Source organism: Hyphomonas atlantica corrig. (genome assembly GCF_000682715.1).
Taxonomy (GTDB): domain Bacteria; phylum Pseudomonadota; class Alphaproteobacteria; order Caulobacterales; family Hyphomonadaceae; genus Hyphomonas; species Hyphomonas atlantica.
The window spans coordinates 92,900-111,390 of the sequence record NZ_AWFH01000002.1; the positions used below are offsets into that span (position 1 = coordinate 92,900).

Sequence of the window (18,491 nt, forward strand, 5' to 3'; positions counted from 1 at the left end):
GGAGGAGCACGGTCGGGCTTCAGGAAACACCTGTCAGGCATCCCTGAACTTTGGTGCGCGCTTCTGAGCGAAGGCGGCCATGCCTTCTCTCTGGTCTGCCGTTCCGAACAGGCCCTGGAACAGGCGGCGTTCGAACTTCACGCCTTCGGCAGTGGAGACTTCCAGAGCGCGGCCGACCATTTCCTTGGCGGCCATGATGGACGGGATGGAATAGCCAGCAATTTCCTTCGCGGCCGCCATCGCGGTGTCCATCAGCGTGTCATGCTCGACAACGCGGGAGACAAGGCCGATCCGGTCAGCTTCGGCGGCATCGATCATCCGGCCGGTCAGCACCATGTCCATGGCTTTTGCCTTGCCGACGGCCTTGGTCAGGCGGATCGAGCCGCCCATGCCGGGCGTGACGCCCAGCTTGATTTCCGGCTGTCCGAACTTTGCCTTGTCGGACGCAATAATCATGTCGCACATCATGGCCAGTTCACACCCGCCGCCGAGGGCAAAGCCATTGACCGCCGCGATCACAGGTTTGCGACAGGCCGCGAACCGGTCCCACAGGCCGAAGAAATCCTCGACATACATGTCGGAGAAGCTCTGCGGCTGCATTTCCTTGATGTCGGCGCCCGCGGCAAAGGCGCGGCCCTCACCGGTCAGCACACTGACGGCAATATCCTTGTCGCGGTCGATACGGGCGAACACGTCGGCGACTTCCGCCATGACCTTCTGGTTCAGCGCATTGAGGCTGTCCGGCCGGTTGATCGTGACCAGCGCGATGCGATTCGAATGTTCGAAAGTGATCGTGTCGTAAGTGCTCATGCCTCAACCCATCGTCGGAATGATAAAGGCCTGATCGCCAATATCACCTTCGGGCCAGCGCTGGGTGACGGTCTTGATCTTTGTCCAGAAGCGCACGCCTTCCGGGCCATGCTGGTTGGTATCGCCAAAGGCCGACCGCTTCCAGCCCCCGAACGTGTGATAGCTCACCGGCACCGGGATCGGCACGTTGACGCCGACCATGCCGACATTGACCTGGGCAGCGAACTCGCGCGCGGCCCGGCCGTTCGAGGTGAAGATCGCGCAACCATTGCCATACTGGTGATTGGAGGGGAGCGCTGCAGCCTCTTCCAAAGTCTCGGCACGGACGACCTGCAGCACCGGGCCGAAAATCTCTTCCTTGTAGGATTGCATCGTCGGCTTCACATTGTCGAACAGGTTCGGGCCGATGAAATAGCCATTCTCATTACCCTGCAGCTTCAGGCCGCGACCGTCGAGCACGAGGTCTGCGCCTTCATCGACGCCCATCTGGATGTAGCTTTCGACCTTGGCCTTGTGCGCAGCCGAAACGACCGGGCCGTAATGTGCGTCTGCATCCGTCGAGACGCCGACCTTCAGATTGCGGGCGGCATCGACCATGCGCTCAACGAATTCATCGCCGGTCTTCTTGCCGACCGTGACGGCCACGGGCAGCGCCATGCAGCGCTCACCGGCCGAGCCATAGGCCGCGCCAACAATATCCTTCACCGCCTGTTCCATGTTGCAATCGGGCATGATGATGCCGTGGTTCTTTGCCCCGCCCATGGCCTGAACGCGCTTGCCGTGCGCCGTGCCAGTGGCATAGACATATTGTGCGATGTCGGAGGACCCGACGAAGCTGACGGCTCTCACTTCCGGATGGGTCAGGATGGCATCAACGGCCACCTTGTCGCCATTGACCACGTTCAGAACCCCTTCCGGCGCGCCAGCCTCGAGCAGCAATTCGCCAAGGCGCATCGGCACCGATGGGTCTTTCTCCGACGGCTTCAGGATGAAAGTGTTGCCGCAGGCAATCGCCACCGCGGCCATCCAGCACGGGATCATGGCGGGGAAGTTGAACGGCGTGATGCCAGCGACCACGCCCAACGGCTGGCGCATGGAATAGACATCGATGCCGGGGCCTGCGCCCTCGGTATACTCGCCCTTCTGCAAATGCGGGATGCCGCAGGCAAACTCGACCACGTCGATGCCGCGCTGCACGTCACCGCGCGAATCCGCGACCACTTTGCCATGCTCGGCCGACAACAATTCAGCCAACTCATTGATATTGGCTTCCAGCAGGCGCTTGAATTCGAACATGACCCGCGCGCGGCGCTGGGGGTTCATCATCGACCAGGCCGGGAACGCCTCTGACGCATTCATGATGGCTTGGGAAACTTCATCACGGGTCGCCAGCGCGACGCGGGCCTGAACCTCACCGGTGTTGGGATTGTAGATGTCGCCGAACCGGCCGGATTTGCCGGTGACAGACTTTCCGCCAATCAGGTGATTAATTTCCCGCGCCATTCCGTTACCCTCTAGTATGATTGTTTTACTTTTCCTATCATTCGGCTCGCCCTCCGGTAAACTGATCAATATGCAGGTCACACCTGCATTGATGCAGGCAGAAAGCATTTTATGAATTGGGATGATCTGAAAATCTTTCTCGATGTCACCCGGCAGCCAAAGCTCGAGGGGGCGGCAGCCCATCTTCAGCTCGACGCCACCACGATCAGCCGGCGTATAAAACGTCTGGAACAGGAGCTTGGCATGACTCTGTTCGAACGCACGCGCCGCGGACATGTTCTCACCCCTGCAGGAGAGCGGCTGACCTTACAGGTCGAGGCCATGGAATCGATCTTTCTGGATATTCTGTCCGAAGCAGCCTCCGAACAGAGTGCCGCCGGACGTATCCGTCTGGGAGTTACGGAAGGCCTCGGCTCGGCCGTGATCGCGCCCGCCCTGAAGCACTTCAAGCATAGCCATCCGAAGATCGATATCGATCTTATTGCCTTGTCTGGATTTGTCAGTGTGCCAAAGCGGCAAGCCGACATGTCCATTCTTCTGACGCGTCCGGCGGTAGGTCGGCTCAAGGTCCGCAAACTATCTGACTATTCTCTGCGCCTCTATGGAACCCGCGAATATCTTGAAAAGACCCCTCCGGTCAGGTCGCGCTCCGACCTTCAGGATCATACGCTGATTGGGTATGTGGACGATCTGATCTATTCGTCCCAATTACGCTATTTCGAGGATCTCCTGCCCGGACTCAGGCCCCATATCTGCAGTCCGAGCATCCTCTCACAGCTTGAAATCGTTGCGTCGGGTGCCGGACTGGGCATTCTGCCTGTCTTCATGGCGCAGAGACTTCCTGTTCTTGTACCGGTCCTGCCTGATGACATCCGGGTGACTCGCTCATTCTGGCTCGCCGTTCATCAGGATGTCGCCTCGCTGACCCGGAACCGGCTGATGATCGACTTTCTCGGCAATCTGATGAATGATCTGCCCTGAACTATGCTTTCCGGCATGAGGTCGGAAGATTCACAACAGAAGAAGCCAAGGGAACCGTCAGGCCGGGGCAGGATAGCGCGCCTGCCGTGTCCTCAGGATCAGAAACTCGAAGATGGCCCTGCATGACCGGACGTCCGGCTTGCCGGAATGTGACATCCCGATCGCACGGAATGAGCCAGACGTCTGGTCAGGAAGTTTCAGGAGGCCAGGGCTTTCAGTATCCGGACGGCGAGCTGGAGCGTCGCTCTGGAACGGATACGGGTCAGCCAGAAACCGGCCTCCTCCCGCAGGCCGCCTTCCGCCGTCCGGCTTTTTCCGGAAGCGGATTGCTCATCTTCCTCGAATAAATGAGCAATCTGTATATTCAGCACCTCCGCCGCAATACTCATCATGCCGGCACTGAGCCGGTTTGTCCCGATTTCATATTTCTGGAGCTGTTGATGGCTGATCCCCATTTCGGCGGAGAGCCCGGCCAGGGTCAGATCGCGGCGCAAGCGCACCTTGCGAAGATTGGCGCCGACAATCCGGTCGATCTCGGTCGGAGAGCGTCCAGTCCTATTCTTCCTGTCCTGTGTCTTTTCTGTTTTGCTGGCAGCGCGTGATCGCGGCATGGCAACTCCTCCGGTTACGGCATCTTCATGGGACCAACAAGATGCGACTGATTTTTCTGAATATTTCGGCGATCCTCCCTCCTTGGCAACAGTTTCTCTTCAACACCCGGTCATGACCGCCCTGGCCCCGCAGGTCTCTGGCCCGCCGAAAAGACTCCGGCGAAGCTGTGACACTACCGGATTTCTACCTTAACACTAATCCTGATTCCCCTTATGATGGCCCTTCCGGTCTACCTCTTCGGAGTTTCAGATGTCATACTCACCGAAGACTTCAGATAATCGGGGCCGCGTCGCTGTTACAGAAACGCTGTCGGCAGCGGCGGGCCGCGCCTACGCTCACGCTGTCCACCTCATCCGGACTGGCGATATTTCCATCGGAATGCGAAGGTTGAACGAAGCTCTGGTGTGTGATCCCGGGCATATGCCGTCCAGACTCCTGCTCGGGCGGGTTCTCTTGCATCTCGCGCAGGCTGACGAGGCCCTGACAGTTTTTACCTTCGTCTTGCGCAAGAAACCGCATTGCGAGTCAGCGCTCCTGGGTCAGAGTATTGCATATGCGAGGCTCGGCCGACGTGACGAAGCGCTTGAGACGGTCCGCCACCTCGTCCGCATCGCGCCAGACTCCTGGCGGGGTTTCAATTCGCTGGCGGACCTCACCCCTATAGAAGGCGAACGTCTTGAGGCCTTGGCGGCCAGTCAGGCCATCCTGTCCCGCAAGCTGTGTTCGGACAGAAACCCCGGCCTGATTGAAGCGGCTGCCAAGGCATGTATCACTCTGCGTCGTCCGGATCTTGCCGGGTGTCTGCTTGATGCCCGATCCGGCGAGATCCCGGATGCAGCGACGGCGCATGATCTGCGGGCCCGGGCCGCCTATTTTGCGGGAGACTATGCCTCTGCTTTTGCCAGCAAGGTGAAATCCCTGCACGCGCTCACACCAGATCATATCCCGGCCGTGCCCATCCAGATGAAATTGGAGACGGGCCGGGCCGAAAACGCCCTCAAATCCCTCACCTTCCTGCTTCGAGAGTCCGGGCTCATTCCGGTTCCGATGGCCGGGACGCTTCTCGGCCTTTACCGCAATGGGCGCCTTCTGGATCAGGACCGGGACGTAGACATCGGGCTCATCCCGTCGCCAGGATGCCGGGCCGATCCGGTAGACCTCGTCCGCGAACATCCCGGCCTTCTCCTTGAGCGGCATGCCCGGCGCGGAGATCGCTATTTACCGGTCCTCTGGGACGGGATCAGCATTGATTTGTTCCGCCTGGATCGTGCGGGCGAGTATTTCAGTTTTGGCTTCAGTGACCGGCCAGGAGATGTCCAGTGGCGTATCCCTGTCTTTCAGTCTGGGCCAGAAGATGAGCGGGGTCTTTCCAGCCTGTCACCTGATACAGCCAGCGCGTGCCTGCGCGCGCTTTACGGTCCCGCCTGGCGTGTGCCGGATCCGTATTTTGCCTCGGTCGTCCAGTCACCCGCCTTGTGGAACGTGGCGCTTCATGTTCGCGCCTATTATGCCGCGCACCGTGCCCGGGCCGCCCTCCTGCAGGCCGACCCGATCAAGGCACGCGCATTGCTCGCACGTGCCCCCTTGCCCATCCCCCTCGATCAGGCCCGGCATCCTGACCTCTGGACTGCGGGCGATGCCAGCCGCACTCCCTTTCAACCGTACACGTCCTGATGAAATGGTCTTCAGGCGCGGACATGCGACTCGACTCCCCCTTTGGTTTATTATATATTCTACTTGCCGTATTTTGCGGCATCCCCTCCTGACCGAAAAGGAAATCGATATGGAACGCGATAGATTTGACCCAACCGCATTGGAGGAGTCTGACCTGCTGGATCTCGGCAGTGTCTCGGAAGAGACGAAAGGTCGCTTCATGCAACCCTTCGAATTCGGTGTCTCACCGACTTCCCGCGATGAAGCCGGCTGATCCGGCCCGCATGAGGGATGAGGGCGTTTCACCGGCGCCCTCATCCTGTCGACCACCGCCGCACACCTCCTCCCGGTTTGCTTTTGGCTTGCGCCCGCAGCTTCATGCCTGCGCAATCGGGTCCACGCTCATCTTTCTGGATATCGAGGCAGATCGCTATTTCGCAATGACCGGTGAGGATGCCGAAGCCTTCCAGGCGCTTTATGAGCTGGAAGGAGAGACGGCGCCAAATGGGGATTTGCGCAGAGCGGAAAGCCGGTTCGTAGATTTGGACCTCTTGCGCGAGATGCACTCAGCTACGCCAGGCTGCAGACCTTGTGTGCGTCCGCCGCCGATCGGGTCTGCCTATGGCGATGTCCTCAAGGCGCGGATCCGGCCGCTCCCCCTTCTCCGCGCCCTCCTGACCAGCCTTATCCTGACGCGTCTGCATTCCTTCTCGCAGATGATCCAGGCTGCGAGACGCTGGAAGGATCAGATCCCGGGCGGCCCCAATCATCTCTATGAAGCGATCGACCATGCACGATCCCTCCATCGCTTTACACCTTTCCTCTTTACCCGTCACGAATCCTGCCTGTTCCGCAGCCTGCTACTGGTCCGCTACCTTCATGTTTTCGGCATACCGGCAGATTGGGAATTCGGTGTCCGCCTCGCCCCCTTCTGCGCCCATTGCTGGGTCGAGCATGAAGGGATTGTCCTCAATGACCATCAGGACACGGTGCTTTCCTATACCAAGATCCTGTCTGTCTAGGGAGGCGACGCCGCATGCCGCCCTGTTTTGCCTGCCTGGCCTGGCCGGCCGGGAATGAAGACGCCACGCGCCGGGTTGAGCATCTTGTCTGGGCCCTCCAAACGCATCAGCCTGAAAGGCCGTCCGCCTTCCGGATGCCTGGCCTGTATCTGGCCGATCTGAGCCCTACAGGGCATCCTGCCTGCCGGATCCTGCCCCTTCACAATGCTGAGGGTGTCCCGGCCGGCTGCCTCTATGGCACCTTGTTTCGCAGAGCGGCGGGCTCCCTGCGGCCCCTCGACCGGCTGAGCCCGGAGGAAACCCGCCGGATCTGCCGGACGGGCGGCAGGGCCCTGATGACAGAATATTGGGGCCATTATGTGCTGATCCTCAAGACAGGAGACACCATCCGCCTCCTTGTCGATCCTGTGTCCGCCATTCCCTGCTTCTATCGCCGGCATGGCGAGATTGCCTGTGTCTTCTCACATCTCGAAGCCTGTCCGGACGAGTTCGCAACGGATCTGACCCTCGACCTGGCCAGTCTGCGGCGCCTGCGTGTCTATGACAAGATCCAGACGGGCCGGACGGCCTATTGTGAAATTCACGAACTCGGAGGTGGGCAGAGACTGGAGCTGAGCCGGCCTAACGCCAGTCCGGAAACGATCTGGGACCCCCGGCCCCTGGCAAGTCAGCCGCTCCACCTGTCCGACCAGGATGCGGCCGAGGCCTTGCGCGAAACCGTCCGCGACTGTGTCGGGAGCTGGGCTTCAGCCTGCGGGCACATTGCCATGGACCTGTCCGGCGGACTCGACTCCTCCATTGTGACCGCCTGTCTCGCCAGGGTCTGCAATGACAAACGCCTGGACATAGTCCATCACCATATCCGCGCGGCAGATGCTCCGGAACTTGTCCATGCCCAGGCCACATGTGCCCATCTCGGCCTGGACATCCTTGCCCTTGATGTCGCTCCCTCCCGCGCCCTGCCGGATCCGGACGCCCATCCGCCCTCGGCGCGCCCCTGGCGCAATTTCCTGGGTCTGGGCTTCGACAAAATCCTGCCGGACAGGCTGAGATCCCCTGGAACGACCTTCTTTACCGGACAGGGCGGAGATCATCTGTTCCTGATGACCCGGTCTCCCCTGGGCCTGACCGACTATATCCGGCAGGGTGCCTATGCCCGGCTGTGGACGGAATGGCTGAATGCCGCCCGCCTTTCCGACACCTCCCTCTGGAAGACCTTTGCCAGCAATTTGCCCTATCTGTTGGGCCGGCCGGCGCGCAGCGCCCTGGAAACCGCCATCATGGGGCGTCTCGACCGTCTGGATCTGCCAGGGGGCAAGTCCGGGGAGTGGCTGGAAGGCCTGCCGGATTGGGCTTTGCGCCCCGGAGACCTTCCCCCCGGCAAGTTCGAGCAGATCAGCACATTGCCGCACCTGTACCAGATCCGCGATCCCCTCGCCCGGGCAAGCGGTCGGCATGTGATCCACCCCCTCATTTCACAGCCCTTGATCGAGCTCTGCCTGAGATTGCCGGTCTGGCAATTATGTCTTGGCGGTATCAATCGGGGCCTGGCCCGCATGGCCTTTTCGTCAGACCTGCCCGATCAAATCCGCCGTCGGACAAGCAAGGGCGAAGCCACACAATATTTTGCGCGGCAACTTGCCGGCGATTGGGAAAAGGTTGCAACCGCGCTGTCACAGGGCTGCCTCATGGAGGCTGGCCTTCTCGGTCGCGCCGAATTGGACCGCCTCCTCGCAGATCGCGCCATGACCGCCTCTGCCACGTTTCGCGATATGTTGCAGCTCTACACGCTGGAAGCCTGGATGCGCGCTGCGCGCTCACGGACGGCCCGACTGGTCCGGTCCTGACGGGGCCGGTCCGGGCGCTGCAATTTCCCCGGTAAACCGGGTGAGGCGCTCCCAGAGATCGCGTATGTTGGCCGGGCTCGAAATCCCATGTCCTTCGCCAGCATACCAGACATAGCGCACCGGATTGCCCTGGCGCGCAAGCGCGGCATACATCTGGTCGAATTGCGATTTCGGGAACCCGTCCATATCCGTATGGATCAGCAGGACCGGGATTTCTATATCGCCCGCCATGAGAAGCGGACTGTTTGTCACATAGCGGTCGGGATCCTCAAAAGGCGTTACCCCCATGGCGAAATCACTGCCAGCCTCGGCTTCGTATCGCGGCATGTTCGTACCCAGAAGATCGGGAGACAGGTCGGTATGGACGCCCGGCGGCCCGAAATAGTGACTCATCGGATCCGCCCAGCCATTCTGGGCAATCACGGCCGCAAACCCTTCCGTCTTCGCCGCAACATGAAGTGCCGCCACCGCGCCCTGGCTGAGCCCGTGCAGTATCAGCCGGTCGGGATCGGCGAGCCCTGCCTCGAGAATGGCCTGGCGCGCCGCCCGCGTCATCTCAGGCAGGCCGGCAATCGGGCCTGCCTCGGTCCGGATCATGTCCCGCGGCGCGGCAATGCGGGCATAGGCATACCCTCTGGCAGCCCAGAGATAGGGCGAATGCGGATCGGGATAGGCCAGACGGGGCGTGCGGGACGTGCAGCTCGGGCGCGCTCCGGGATAGATATCAAGAATCATTGGCGGCGGATGCGCCGCCTCCCGGCCCGGTGGCATCAGGATGCAGGATGTCACGACATGCGTGCGGCCAGGCCTTGCAGGATCCGGCACACTATAGGAAAGAGCCTGCCATTCGCCCCAATCCAGGCCGTCGAGGTGCGTGTTGAGAGACAGACGCGTCTGAGCCTGCCCAGCCGGAGTGACGAGGACAAGCCGGGTCCCTGTTTCACTGGCCTGCTTCAGCAGGAGCGCGTCCCCGCCCGCGCTCAGGGCGAGTGCCTGCCCGTCGTGGCCAAGCCCTGCCATGACAGGCCGCATCCGGGGCGTTTCGTCTGCGAAATCGATCACACCGATCTGCCGCGCACCGCCTTGCCGACCCTCGATCAGGATTTCTGTTCCGAACCCGGCGCGCAGGATGCCGGCACCCGCCATCATGCTGGATGGCCAGTGCGGTGCGATGTCCGAATACCCGTCCGGGGTCAGCCTGTCCTGCCGCCCGGACGCGTCGATGCGGTAAATTCCGTCCCTGGCCTGCACGACAAGATGCGTGGCACCTGCATCCAGCGGAACCGGGGACACCGCCTCCAGCCCCTCGGTCAAATTCCGGTTGGACTGGCCTGGCGCAATCAGGTACCAGTCCGGCCGGGCCAGCCCGGCCTCGGCAATATCCCGATAGGTGAAATGCGACTCCCCGGCTTCCGGATCCGCTGCTGGCCGGGCAAGGACGGCGAGTCCCGCCTCCAGCAGGAGGGCCCGTTCCGGCCGTTGCAACAGGCTCCGCTCGCGTTCGGAGACGAGGTCGAGCCCTGGATGCGGATAGGGTCTCAGCCGGTGCTGCCCCAGCTCGAGGACATGATGCGTGCCGCTGGACCAGGGCGCGCCCTGGGGGACGGCAAACAGGGCCAGCTTCTGACCCTCCGCCGCCCAGGCCAGGCTGCCGGGGGACACATCCCATCCCGGCGCCGGCGCTTCGATATCTCCCGTGCTCAGATCGATCAGGCGCAGCTCATGATGCACGCTCTCCAGTCTGGCCCGGTCGCGCTCTGCCCGCCTAGGATCCCGGAACTTGGCCAGAGCCGCCAGATGGCGTCCATCCGGCGACAGGGAGAGATCTGCATGCAGGCCGTTTCCCAGATGGCTGACCTGGCCGGATCTTGTGTCCAGCCTGATCAGGTCTCCCGCCACTGCCTGCCCCGTCAGATCATTGCGCACTTCTGTGGCTGTCACCGTATCCCCGCGCCAGGCCGCTTCCCAGAGAGTGATACGGGCCCGTCCCGTGGCCATGCGGATACTTGTGTCTGGCGGTTGGGCGCCCTCAGGCAGCGCCGCATAGACGAGTTCATGATCCGAGATCCAGACCGGCTCATGAGCTCCGAGCCGGGACAGCGCGGGCACAGGCGACGGACGGCGAAGGCGCCCGGTTGCCAGTTCATAGATGACCAGGCCGGTCCTGCCCTGATGGCATTCGATCAGGACCAGGAAGGCCCCGTCCGGCGACAGGCCCTGCAAATAGGTATGCGCCTCCGGATCCAGGCCAGGCAGCGGCTCCGGCGGCGCCTCTGACCGGACATCCAGCCGCCAGATTTCATGGCCGCTCTTGCCGAAGGCATACATGCCGAACCCGTAATCGGGATAGGACTCATAGGGGCGGATTCGCTCAAACAGGATCCAGCGCCCGGCCGGGTCCGGCAGGGCCCGGCCTATGCCTTCCAGCTTCATAAGGTCCTCCAGGTCCAGCCTGCGGCCAGGCGGATCTGCCAGGGCAAAGCTGGCAAGGCTCCAGACGGCCGCGAACATGGCAAGGCAGCGATACAGAGACGACATGAAGACACCCGATTGAATTGGGAAAGAAATTGGGGCCAGGCCTGCAGAGCGACAGGAGCTTCCGCGGCCCGGCCCCGTCCTGGCTAGAAGGATGAGCGAATCTCGATCGCGACAAACCGGTTCAGGGGGGACGCATTTGTCGGATCATATCCAGCCAGGCTGTAGACCCCGTCGGACGGGGTTTTCGGGGGCGCTTCGTCGAACAGATTGGTGACTGACAGGCTGATTTGTGCGGCGCGGAGCCAGGCCGCCTCCCCGAAACTGACCCCCTTGCTCAGGCTGAGATCGGCCGTTGTCCAGGCGTCAATAGGCACCGCCGCGTCTGTCCCGTCGGTCTGATAGGCATCACTATGATTGAGGAAGAGATTTGCGCTGAGGCCGTCCCGTGACCATCCGAGCCGTCCGCGCACTTTGAGATCCACCGGATTGAGATAGGTATCGATCGCCGGAACCGCCGGTGTGGAGCTGGACGCCTGCTGGGTGAAGTCCAGGATATGGTTGAGATTGAGGCCAGCGGAGAAATCGCCCCATTCTGTCTGCGTTTCATAGTCCAGCTGGAGATCAATCCCTTGTGTCTCGGTCCGGGCGAGATTGCGCACGACATTGACATTGTTGATGATGCCCACGCGATCCAGGCTCGCATCCAGGAGCACCCCGATCGGACGCTGGAAGGTCGCGACCAAGGCGTCAATCTCATCCTGGGACGGATAGAAGATCACACTGCCCTCCGGGAAGGCAGACGGATCCTCCCAGGCGATATTCGGCGCATGGAAATCCAGCAAGCCATCCGGTACCGGAGTCGTGCCCAGCCGGTCCTCGAATTCTATGTCATACCAGGACAGGCTGGCGCGCCAGGCATGAGGGCCGCGCCGGATGTCCGTATCGAACCCTGCCGTGAAGGTCCGGGACGTCTCCGGTTCCAGATCGCCCGCCGTTCCCAGGACCTGCATGTAATCGAGATCCGCCAGGCCCGGATCCGGCGCGTCGAGCCCGAACAGGTCGAGAATGAACTGGTAAGGCAGGATCTGGCCCGTCCGGCTGACCGAAAAGGTCCGGCCAAGGGCTGGCGGCGCAAAGGAGGTACTGTAGGAGCCGCGCAGATTGAGCCCGCCGACGGGTGACCAGAGCAGGCCGAATTTGGGATTGGCGCTGCTGCCGAAATCGGAATAGTCATCCAGACGTCCCGACAGATTGAGTTCGAGCCGCTGCAGGCCGGGCTGCGCATTGCCTTCCCCGATGAGCGGGATCTGGACTTCGCCGAACAGGGCCGCCACATCCCGCTCGCCTTCCGCGCTGATCCGGTCTCCGAGAATCTCATTGGCAAAGGATTCCTGCCTTATTTGCCCGCCCAGGGCCGCCTTGAGCGGCCCGGCGGGCACACGGAGCAGGTCCCCACTGATCCGGGCATCCACCGCCCAGACATCGGAGTCGGTCTCGATCCGGCTGTCGGAAAAAGGCAGATCATCCACGCGGGAGACTTCGCGGCGACGCTCCTCATTGCGCACTTGGCTATAGCTCGCCTCCAGCGAGGCCAGCCAGCCGCCCGGCAAGTCATGGTCTCCCCCCAGGGCAAATGTCAGGCTCTGCGATCCGCTATCGGAGTTTTCCACTGTCCCATTGCGCCCGAATTGCGAGCGATGCGTCGACCGGTCGGAATAGAGCAGCATGGAATCCAGGCTGAGCTGCGGCGTCACCTCCTGGCGGCCGGCCAGGACAAGACTGTCCCTTCGCTGCTCCGGCAGGAGGTCGAACAGGGCCGGGTCGGGCAAATCAAACGCCTCGCTCGCCCCGTCAAACAGGCCGATCTCCGGCCGGTCGGCCAGAGTCAGATTGCCCCGGTCGAAATATTCATATGTGGCGAGCAGATTGCCCCCCGACCAATTGCGGCCCAGAGTCTGACTGGCGCGGATCTCCTGCATCTCGCCGGATGTGACCTGTCCATAGCGGAGCGCGGTCTCGGCGCCTTCGAAATCATCGCGCAGGATGAAATTGATCACCCCGGCCACCGCATCCCCGCCATAGATTGATGAGGCCCCGTCGGTCAGCACTTCCACCCGGTCCAGCGCCGAGACCGGGATCAGGGAGAGATCCACGAAATCGCCGATCTCGGACGTTGGCGCCAGACGGCTGCCATTCAGCAGGACCAGCGTGCCACGCGATCCCAGCCCGCGCAGATTGGCACTGGCCCCATATGTATTATTGGCCCGGGAATTGGCATCATTGGGCAGGCCGACCGAGGTGAATTCGGTCGAGCCGCCCCCGAAATTCTGCGGCAGGGCCCGGATGAACTGGTCGATCGTGGTGACCCCGCTCCCCAGGATATCGTCATGGTCATAGACCTGCAGGGGCGAGGTTTCCGGGGCGAGGCCGCGCAGACTCGTGCCGGTGACAAGGATCGTGTCCGCGATCAGCCGGTCGGCCATTTCGGTTTCAGGGGCTGCCGCTCCGGCCTCCGAATCCGGACTGGACGGCTCCCGCGCGGGCGCCGCCTCCGGGATCCGAGTGGGCTTTTCCTCCCCCTTCTTCCGGCGGATCACGAACACGCCCCCGGGTCCGGACATGGCTTCAAGCTCTGTATGCGACAGGAGTTGCGCCAGCGCGTCCTCCGGTCTGAGCGTACCCGTGAGCGTGTCAGCTCTGTAACCGGCGGTCAGCTGCTCCGAGAACAGGACCGGTGTGCCCGCTTGCGCGGCAAGCTCCCTCAGAGCGGCGCTCAGCGGGCCGGCCTCAATCTGTATGGGTACGGACAAGGACGCATCCGTCTCCTGTGCGCTGGTTGGCTGCGTTCCGGCCAACAGGCCGACAAGCAAGCCAACGGCCGCCCCCTGGCCCAGTGTTCTGGTAATTGTCACGGATCCCCTCCGGTCGTCTCCGGCCTGCCCCATGCAGCCCGTTACCAGGGACAACAAGCTCAGCCGAAGAGAGGGTATAATTAATCCACGGATCAGATGGGTCGGGCCCCAGCGCTTGAACGGCCTGCGCTGAGATTCCTTTGTTCGCCGATAGCCATGAGCCTGCGCCGTCTCAAGTCCAGGTGCGCCGATACCCTTATCCCAATCGCCCACCACACATTGAAGATTTAACCCAACCTCTTCTTATCTAGCGGGCAGAATGGGCTCTTTCATCGACACCAGCATGTCTCCTGCGGACGATTTACCAATCAAGGCAAAACGCCCGCCAGGATTTGTCAGAATAGTAGACCTGATGCAGGTATCAGAAAGTGCGTAGATTTAGACCGGTCGTCTCATCACTCCCACCCGATGGCCGACCTCAATCGACGCCTATCCGGAATAGAGAAATCCTGCCGCGCGAGATTCAGGTGTCGTGTCAGTTCGGCTCGATGTCTCATCCCGCACTTGTCTTTGAATGGTTTGCTCCAATTCCAGAATGTCCATCAGCGTATCGAGACAGCCTGAGAGTTGTTGGGCCACGATCATGCCATGTGTCCAGAAATCTTCGACGCCATAGGAAGTTGCACCGCCTGACGCGAAAACGCGGCGACTGTTCAGCATCCGCATATGTTCGAGGTTTGCCGCAGCCAGTTTCGGCCATTGAATCAGGCCGATTGGATCGTTCGGCCCGGTGCCGTCGCGCGGAACACCCTCAACCTGGCCGCTGAGAAAATACTCCATCCGTCGAACCAGGGTCCAGCCGAGCATGAGAATACTATCGATCACCTGCCCTGTCGCGAGTGAGAGCGAGGGCGCCACAAAGGACCCGCTCGGGAGGATGCGCGTTTCGACCTGCACGGTTTTGCCGATACGCGGATTGGAGCTTGGCTGGCTCAGACTGGCAAGCAGTTCACGAGCAAATCCGGCAATGGATGTATGAAAGGCCGACAGGGTCTGGGGAATGGCCCGCACGGATACGGGGGGCTGAAGATCGCCCGGAGCGGGATACCGGCTCGTCTCTGTAACAAAGCGCAGTGCGGCCTCGACCCGGGGCTGAGCGGCAGGTGTCATGAAGGCATCATTGGCCGGTACGCGCATCAGAAATTGCCGCGTGGTTTCCTGATAGGTCGTCCAGACCTTTTCAAGACGTGAAAACCCGGCCAGCGCCGTTCCGATATGGACGAAGGCACCATTGATCAGGGCCATCCCCTCACCCGGCTTCAAGTCATAATCCGGACGGGCAGCAAGCACGGACCGCGCCCAATAGGCGGCCGGAATGACATCGCCCGACGAATAGGAGGCGCCAGCCGGAATCTGCGGCGCGAACTCAGGATCTTCGGAAAGGTCCAGGAGTATCTGGTAGAGGTCGGGGGAGATCAGCGCCCCGCCGGCCGATATGGTCAAACATTTCGCGAGATGGATGAAATAGGCCGTCTCCCTGTCCACAAACTCCGTTTGCGGAAGACAATGATTATGTATCAGGTTTCTCTGATAGGACGAAGCGAAATCGGCTGGCATGGGCTCGCCTTCCCGATGCCCGGGCAATGTGTTGACCCCGTAAATATGCGGCGGCGCGTCTGCCGCCATGATATCCTCGAAGGCCTGGTACTGCTCGGCAATATGAGACCGGGCCTCGGAAAGCTCAGCCAGTACACGGCCTGAGCGGATATCCGAGATCAGTTCGGCCAGAAGGCTAATTTCGTCGGAATGAGGCATAGAGCGCTCCCAGGATGACGAGAAGGATGATGGCATTGAAGGTCAGATTGATGTCCAGCCAGCCAAACAAATCGACCAGGCCCGGCACCTGTCCCGGCTCCGGACGCTTCACATAACCGAATATATCGAGCACGAAATTGAAAACTTGCGTGGCACCGAGGACAAACAGGGCAAATTGCAGGAGCCGCCGGTCTGTTTTGGCGACCTGGAAGGACTTGCGATCCAGCCTGGAGCGAACCAACTGGTCCCGCGACCTCAGCGTATCGGCCAGATGGTCCATACCAAACGTCTTGAACAGCGTTTCAAAGTATCGTCGCCGCGGCCCCTGGAGAGAGATTTCGGCATCCCGCGCTTCATTGAAAACATAGTCGACAAAATTCTCCATCCGGTGAAAGCGGGGAATGAGACGTTCGACTTCGCGGCGCGTCGATGCCGCCGACAGGGCCCGATAGACCTCGTTCTGATTGTCATTCAGAACATCAAGTATGCAATAGAAATATTGTGCCAGCGAGGATGCCTTCAGGAACGCATCGAGATCGGACTCGTCGCGAACAATACTGGACCCGGTATAGACCATCGAACCATCCTTGCCGTGAAGCCCATAGGTTCGGATCTCGTTCAGCCGCAACAAGGTGGTCAGATCTGACTCCGACCGCTGGTCCTCGTCCAGCTGGTAGATTCGATGAGCCCAGAAGAAAGCAGAACGAGACTCGTCCCATCTGGGAAAATCGTGATCATTCAGATCAAAGAATATCTGGTATTTCTGGCGTGGTCGCATGAGATAGGGCTTGTGGGGCCAGTCGACCTTGCGGGCTTCCAGGCGGGCGATGGCTGGCATGACCAGAAGATTGTTGAGCGGGGCAATGAGGCCTTCTGCAAATTCGGACAAGCATCTCTCGAAAATATCTGCGGTCCAGTCTGGCGGGATTGTCTCGACATCAATGTCGCCGGTCAGGCTCAGTATGGCGAGCGTGTTGTCATAGACCTCGACCCGCGCCGTGCTTACCGCAATGCTTGGCTCGGCCGAGCCAGACATATCTGGTTCATCACCTGATTTGCGCGCGCCCTGTTCTTCACGCCAGCTGTCAGAGAGGGCCATTGTGGCAATCGGCCTTGAGAACCAGGGCAAGGCATCATCAGACAGGGTCTTCAATTTGGCCGAGGCATTTCCTGCAAAAATCTGCAATGAGGCGACGATTTCCAGATCGCCGATCGGCTCAAAGGCCTGCCTCAGAGCGATCTCAGCATCCTTCCTGTGTACGCCAACGATCTCGGATTCAAGATTGAGGAGTGTCCGGAATGGGACTGACAACCCGAATCTCATCTTCTATTCCCCCATATTGCAGGCACGATTCTGGCCCTGTTCAGGGGGCTTCCACCAACCTAGCCTGTTTTGAATGTAAGAAAAAACCCGCGCGGGCAGGATGTCTTTCATTTCCAATCAGTCGGCGAGCGCATTCAATATCCTGACGACCATCCGCAATGTATCTTGAGCGCGAAAGCGCCGGATCCAGAACCCGGCCCCATCTCTGAGCTTTGTTGCCGGATCCGGTTTGGCCCCTGGCACCTCGGACGACACGAACAAGCCTCCCGATCTCGACAGTCGGCGCGGCTGCCGCTGCGCACCTCATGCCGGTACTGAGCGCCAAAGATAGCTGCGCTGTCCCGAGTATCACGACGACAAACCCGATCATGGTGACTTGGCGCGCCGCCGGGGTGAGCGGCGACGCCCCCTCAACGTGTCAGTCAGTCCAGCCGCCAGATATCCCCGCCGTTTTCATCCCGGACCAGATCAATCCTCTGTCCGTCAAAATGATAGGCAAGGTGACGGCCCTGGACGGGAATGGCGACCACGTCGGGCCAGAAGGCCGCGAGGCATTCGCCGCCCTCATCCCGAACGCTCGGATAGACCAGCCCGTCCGAGCGGCCCTCCCGCAGCGTGCGGGCAAGATTCTGGGAGGCCGTGTAATCGGTCGGCAAAAGGCAGGAGTCAAAGTCTCGCTGGCCCCGCAGATCGTGCAGCAATGCGTCTACCGCGCCGACCAATTCCCGCATCTGGCAGAACCAGCCCGGCGCCTCCTCTGTGGCGCGATAGAACAGGCTCTTGTGCCAGGCAGTTTCGGCAACAGCCGTCCCGAAATGGCGCGCCGCGTAATAGGCGCCGAAGGTCCCGTCATGGAACCGGCCCGGACGGTCCAGGCTGACATGGACGAAAGGCGCCATGACATGACTGGCCCCCGGCCCGGAGACCCGCCGCTCCGGCGGGACGAGGTCGAGCCGGCCAAGCTGATCCATCACGCGCGGATTGGTCTTGGCTTCGGCCGAGGCTATCAGCTCCCAGTCGCGCGGGTCGGCGATGTCCTCGAACAGATCAACCGGCGGATAGCGTGAGGAGATGATCCGCCGCGCCTCCGGCCAGTCCACGCCACATTGCGGCGGCCGCTTGCTCATCCGCGCGCGGCATCCAGATAGGCCCGGACCCGGAACAGATCCGTGAGATAGCCGCCCAGCATGACATCCAGGGCGCGCTGTCCGCCAAAGGCCTGGTTGGGCTTCTTCACCCAGTCCGTCACCCGGCCCTGATCGGTGAAGAGGAGCTTGAGCGCCTTGTGAATGCCCATCAGGACCGACAGCCTTGTCTTCTGGTCAATCGACAGCCGGCCAATCTCGCCCTCTTTCCAGCGCGCATAGGTGCGCCGCGACAGGCCGCCCAGCAGGATGCAGGCGTCCGCTTCAGTCAGGCCCCAGAGCCGGAACAGATTGACCACGGCGCGCGCCATGGCGGCGCCTTCGGCATCGGTTATGTCCGCGCGGTCCTCAGGGGTCTCATGCTTGGTGACCAGGTGCAGGCTCATGATCGGGCTCCTCATACGGGTCATCATATAGCGCAGAATGCGCCATTTGGCAAGATTGCACAT

General features: G+C 61.3%; 14 protein-coding genes. 5 read left to right on the forward strand and 9 right to left on the reverse strand.

From position 1 onward, the window contains the following. Positions 1 to 33: 33 nt before the first annotated feature. Positions 34 to 810, reverse strand: coding sequence for an enoyl-CoA hydratase-related protein (locus HY36_RS03660; protein WP_035548597.1), 777 nt, complete (start codon positions 808 to 810; stop codon positions 34 to 36). Between the two features lie 3 nt (positions 811 to 813). Continuing rightward, positions 814 to 2,313: a CoA-acylating methylmalonate-semialdehyde dehydrogenase gene (locus HY36_RS03665; protein ID WP_035548600.1), complete on the reverse strand. Its 1,500-nt coding sequence runs from the start codon at positions 2,311 to 2,313 to the stop codon at positions 814 to 816. Positions 2,314 to 2,424: 111 nt separating this feature from the next. Here HY36_RS03665 and HY36_RS03670 point away from each other — a divergent pair, with 111 nt between their 5' ends. Then, positions 2,425 to 3,294: a LysR family transcriptional regulator gene (locus tag HY36_RS03670; RefSeq protein WP_035548603.1), complete on the forward strand. Its 870-nt coding sequence runs from the start codon at positions 2,425 to 2,427 to the stop codon at positions 3,292 to 3,294. 197 nt (positions 3,295 to 3,491) lie between these two features. Here the strand turns inward: HY36_RS03670 and HY36_RS17620 are convergent, their stop codons facing one another. After that, positions 3,492 to 3,905: a helix-turn-helix domain-containing protein gene (locus HY36_RS17620; RefSeq protein ID WP_051602481.1), complete on the reverse strand. Its 414-nt coding sequence runs from the start codon at positions 3,903 to 3,905 to the stop codon at positions 3,492 to 3,494. Positions 3,906 to 4,155: 250 nt separating this feature from the next. Here HY36_RS17620 and HY36_RS03680 point away from each other — a divergent pair, with 250 nt between their 5' ends. The 4 genes from HY36_RS03680 to HY36_RS03690 all read left to right on the forward strand — a co-directional run bounded on the left by HY36_RS03680 (position 4,156) and on the right by HY36_RS03690 (position 8,428). After that, positions 4,156 to 5,580, forward strand: a complete 1,425-nt coding sequence (locus HY36_RS03680) for a tetratricopeptide repeat protein (RefSeq protein ID WP_035548604.1) — start codon at positions 4,156 to 4,158, stop codon at positions 5,578 to 5,580. Positions 5,581 to 5,689: 109 nt separating this feature from the next. After that, entirely contained in the window at positions 5,690 to 5,833 is a 144-nt protein-coding gene (locus tag HY36_RS18325) for a hypothetical protein (RefSeq protein WP_155841683.1), read from the forward strand. Next, positions 5,820 to 6,581 (forward strand): lasso peptide biosynthesis B2 protein, encoded by a 762-nt coding sequence (locus HY36_RS03685; RefSeq protein WP_035548606.1) that lies wholly within the window; start codon positions 5,820 to 5,822, stop codon positions 6,579 to 6,581. Before HY36_RS18325 ends, HY36_RS03685 begins: the two co-directional genes overlap by 14 nt. A gap of 14 nt (positions 6,582 to 6,595) precedes the next feature. Continuing rightward, a complete protein-coding gene (locus HY36_RS03690; protein ID WP_035548609.1) occupies positions 6,596 to 8,428 on the forward strand; it encodes an asparagine synthase-related protein in 1,833 nt (610 codons plus the stop codon). On the opposite strand, the gene HY36_RS03695 is transcribed toward HY36_RS03690, so the two are convergent. From HY36_RS03695 to HY36_RS03720, 6 genes are all read right to left on the reverse strand, one after another. Next, a complete protein-coding gene (locus HY36_RS03695) occupies positions 8,399 to 10,966 on the reverse strand; it encodes a prolyl oligopeptidase family serine peptidase (protein ID WP_035548612.1) in 2,568 nt (855 codons plus the stop codon). The two genes, HY36_RS03690 and HY36_RS03695, sit on opposite strands and share 30 nt — an antisense overlap. 83 nt (positions 10,967 to 11,049) lie before the next feature. Then, positions 11,050 to 13,818 carry a TonB-dependent receptor gene (locus tag HY36_RS03700; RefSeq protein ID WP_035548615.1) on the reverse strand — a complete coding sequence of 923 codons (2,769 nt, stop codon included), beginning with the start codon at positions 13,816 to 13,818 and terminating at the stop codon, positions 11,050 to 11,052. Positions 13,819 to 14,247: 429 nt separating this feature from the next. Then, positions 14,248 to 15,573 (reverse strand): aromatic amino acid lyase, encoded by a 1,326-nt coding sequence (locus tag HY36_RS03705; protein ID WP_035548618.1) that lies wholly within the window; start codon positions 15,571 to 15,573, stop codon positions 14,248 to 14,250. Continuing rightward, positions 15,551 to 16,897 (reverse strand): hypothetical protein, encoded by a 1,347-nt coding sequence (locus HY36_RS03710; RefSeq protein ID WP_035548621.1) that lies wholly within the window; start codon positions 16,895 to 16,897, stop codon positions 15,551 to 15,553. The genes HY36_RS03705 and HY36_RS03710 overlap by 23 nt, the downstream gene beginning before the upstream one ends. Positions 16,898 to 17,319: 422 nt before the next feature. Further along, on the reverse strand, positions 17,320 to 18,024 hold the full coding sequence (locus HY36_RS03715; RefSeq protein ID WP_035548624.1) for an RES family NAD+ phosphorylase: 705 nt from the start codon (positions 18,022 to 18,024) through the stop codon (positions 17,320 to 17,322). Beyond that, a complete protein-coding gene (locus tag HY36_RS03720) occupies positions 18,021 to 18,428 on the reverse strand; it encodes an antitoxin Xre-like helix-turn-helix domain-containing protein (protein ID WP_051602482.1) in 408 nt (135 codons plus the stop codon). The genes HY36_RS03715 and HY36_RS03720 overlap by 4 nt, the downstream gene beginning before the upstream one ends. Positions 18,429 to 18,491: the final 63 nt, after the last annotated feature.

Bases quoted from the DNA above. Each gene is read 5' to 3' on its own strand.
- HY36_RS18325 (WP_155841683.1), top strand. From the start codon at position 5,690: ATGGAACGCGATAGATTTGACCCAACCGCATTGGAGGAGTCTGACCTG.
- HY36_RS03715 (WP_035548624.1), bottom strand. From the start codon at position 18,024: ATGAGCAAGCGGCCGCCGCAATGTGGCGTGGACTGGCCGGAGGCGCGG.
- HY36_RS03680 (WP_035548604.1), top strand. From the start codon at position 4,156: ATGTCATACTCACCGAAGACTTCAGATAATCGGGGCCGCGTCGCTGTT.
- HY36_RS17620 (WP_051602481.1), bottom strand. From the start codon at position 3,905: ATGCCGCGATCACGCGCTGCCAGCAAAACAGAAAAGACACAGGACAGG.
- HY36_RS03720 (WP_051602482.1), bottom strand. From the start codon at position 18,428: ATGAGCCTGCACCTGGTCACCAAGCATGAGACCCCTGAGGACCGCGCG.
- HY36_RS03705 (WP_035548618.1), bottom strand. From the start codon at position 15,573: ATGCCTCATTCCGACGAAATTAGCCTTCTGGCCGAACTGATCTCGGAT.
- HY36_RS03695 (WP_035548612.1), bottom strand. From the start codon at position 10,966: ATGTCGTCTCTGTATCGCTGCCTTGCCATGTTCGCGGCCGTCTGGAGC.
- HY36_RS03710 (WP_035548621.1), bottom strand. From the start codon at position 16,897: ATGAGATTCGGGTTGTCAGTCCCATTCCGGACACTCCTCAATCTTGAA.
- HY36_RS03670 (WP_035548603.1), top strand. From the start codon at position 2,425: ATGAATTGGGATGATCTGAAAATCTTTCTCGATGTCACCCGGCAGCCA.
- HY36_RS03685 (WP_035548606.1), top strand. From the start codon at position 5,820: ATGAAGCCGGCTGATCCGGCCCGCATGAGGGATGAGGGCGTTTCACCG.
- HY36_RS03665 (WP_035548600.1), bottom strand. From the start codon at position 2,313: ATGGCGCGGGAAATTAATCACCTGATTGGCGGAAAGTCTGTCACCGGC.
- HY36_RS03660 (WP_035548597.1), bottom strand. From the start codon at position 810: ATGAGCACTTACGACACGATCACTTTCGAACATTCGAATCGCATCGCG.
- HY36_RS03690 (WP_035548609.1), top strand. From the start codon at position 6,596: ATGCCGCCCTGTTTTGCCTGCCTGGCCTGGCCGGCCGGGAATGAAGAC.